Below are 2,371 nucleotides of genomic sequence, written 5' to 3'. Positions count from 1 at the left end.
CCCGCGGCGATGACCCGCGCGGCGGCGTGGCCACGCGGGCAGGCCGCCGCGATTACTTCGCGAGCGTCCGGTACGACACGAGATCGTTGATCGGCCCGATTTCCGGCCCGGTCGCGCCGGGACGCGTGGCGACCTGCACGACCTTCTCGAACATGATGATGAACGGCGAGTTCGCGAGCACGGCCTTCTGCAGCGCTTCGTAACGCTGCGCGCGCTTCGCGGGCGACGGCTCGACGAGCGCGGCCTCGGTGTCCTTCGTCAGTTGCGGAATGTCCCAGCTGTTGCGCCACGCGAGCATCTTGGTCGGCGACTGGTCCGAGTTGTCCGGATTCCACGCGAAACCGCGCGCGTTGCTGTTCGGGTCCATGTAGTCGGGCGACCATTCGCCGACGAAGATGTCGTGCTGGCGGGCGCGGTACTTGCCGATCGCCTGCTTCGCGTCGCCCGGGATCAGCTTCACGCGGATGCCGCCCTGCGCGAAGTTCGCCTGCAGCGCCTGCGCGATCTCGAGGTACGGATAGTCGTTCGGCATGTCCATCGTCACGTCGAAACCGTTCGGCAGGCCGGCCTTCGCGAGCAGCGCCTTCGCCTTCGCGACGTCCTGCTTGTACGGCCGCGCGTTCGATGCGCCGAGGAAGCCTTCGGGCAGGAAGGTCTGATGCACCTTGTAGGTGGTGCTGACGATGTTGCGCTGGATGCCGTCGTAGTCGACGAGCCATTTCATCGCCTGCTGCACGTCGGGCTTCGCGAGGTTCGGGTTCTTCGTGTTCAGGCTCAGGTACAGCAGCGCCGAAACCGGCCACGACGCGACCTTGATCTTGCCGGCCTTCGACAGCGCGGCGAGGCTGTCGGGGCTCAGGTTGCGCGCGGCGTCGGCGTCGCCGTTCTCCAGCAGCAGCCGTTGCGCGGACGCTTCGGGTACGTGGCGCAGCACCACGCGCTTCATCGGATACGGCGTGCGGTATTTGTCGAAGCGCTGCAGCACGATGGTTTCGTTCGGCGTCCACTTGACGAGCTGGTACGGGCCCGAGCCCGCATCGTTGGTGCGCAGCCAGCCGCTGCCGAAATCGTTGCCTTGCTGGTGCGACAGCAGCAGCTTCTTGTCGAAGACCGAGGCCGGGCACGCGCTCAGCACGTTGAGCACGAAGCTCGGCGCGTACTTGCGGTCGGTTTCGAGCACGACGGTTTGCGGATCGACCACGCGCACCTTCTGCGTGACGTTCGCCTTCGTGAGGCCGAGATCGGCGAGCACGCCGGCCGGCCCCTTGTCGAGCAGGATGGTGCGCTGCAGCGACCACGCGACGTCGTCGGCGGTGACCGGATTGCCGGAATGGAACGTGAGGCCCGGGCGCAGCTTGAACGTGTAGGTCACGCCGTCGGCGCCGACCGTCCACGATTGCGCGATCTGTCCGTCGAAGCGCGTCGGGTCCTTCAGGTCGACGCGCACCAGCCGTTCGTAGGTGTTCGCGACGTATTCGGACGGCACCAGCTCGTAGATCCCGCTCGGGTCGAGGGTCGTGAATTCGCCGAGTTGCGTGGCGACGACGAAGATGCCGGGCGGCGTGGCAGCCTGCGCCGGCAGCGCCGGAACAAGCGCGACGAGCGCGGCGCTGACGAACAGCCGGGACAGCAGGTGCTTCATCAGAATTTGCTCCGAGAAACCCCGCCATTGATGGCGGGAAGGAAAGGCGTGGGGTTGACAGGCAGCTTCTTCCACGGGTTAGGATCACCGGCATGATTCTTGTCTACCGCTACCGGGTGAAGTCGCTCAACGGACTGCTTAACAAGCAGAGCCGTGCGGTGAACTACGTCTGGAACTTCTGCAACGACACGCAGAAGCACGCGCTCAAGTGGAATAAGAAATGGCCGACGGGTTTTGATCTGAACGTGCTGACGACCGGCAGCAGCAAGGAACTCGGTATTCACTCCGGCACGGTCAACGCCACGTGCGAGCAATACGCGAAGTCGCGCAGCCAGCACCGTCGCCCGTATCTGCGTTATCGCGGCAGGAAGTCGCTGGGCTGGGTGCCGCTGAAGGGGCGTGACCTGAAGCGCGAAGGCGAAGCGTTTCGCTTTGCCGGCAACACCTTCCGCGTGTTCAACAGCCGGGCGCTTCCTGAAGGCAAGATCAAGGACGGGACCAACTTTGCGCAGGATGCGCGCGGCAATTGGTTTCTCAACATCGTGATCGAAGTACCCGACGTTCAGGCCCGCCCGATCCGTTCCGGCGTCGGCATCGATCTCGGCCTGAAAGACTTCGCCACACTTTCGACCGGCGAGAAGCTGCCCAATGACCAGTTCGGTCGACGAGCGGCGGAAAAGCTGGCGAAAGCGCAACGGGCGCGAAAGCACAAGCGGCATATCGCGAAGC

At 64.8% G+C, this 2,371-nt stretch carries 1 protein-coding gene and 1 pseudogene; one reads left to right on the top strand and one right to left on the bottom strand.

From position 1 onward, the window contains the following. Positions 1–52: 52 nt before the first annotated feature. Entirely contained in the window at positions 53–1,642 is a 1,590-nt protein-coding gene (locus tag H3O04_RS35015) for an ABC transporter substrate-binding protein (RefSeq protein WP_124476787.1), read from the bottom strand. Positions 1,643–1,734: 92 nt separating this feature from the next. Between H3O04_RS35015 and H3O04_RS35010 the strand changes: the two are divergent. After that, a pseudogene (locus H3O04_RS35010) lies at positions 1,735–2,371 on the top strand (RNA-guided endonuclease InsQ/TnpB family protein); the annotation flags it as partial.

It is taken from the genome of Burkholderia sp. KCJ3K979 (assembly GCF_016759955.1).
Taxonomy (GTDB): domain Bacteria; phylum Pseudomonadota; class Gammaproteobacteria; order Burkholderiales; family Burkholderiaceae; genus Burkholderia; species Burkholderia orbicola.
The sequence above is the reverse complement of the archived record's forward strand: the minus strand, read 5'-3'. Positions and strand labels throughout refer to the sequence as shown.

Coding starts and splice junctions, on each gene's coding strand:
- H3O04_RS35015 (WP_124476787.1), bottom strand. CDS start 1,642: ATGAAGCACCTGCTGTCCCGGCTGTTCGTCAGCGCCGCGCTCGTCGCG.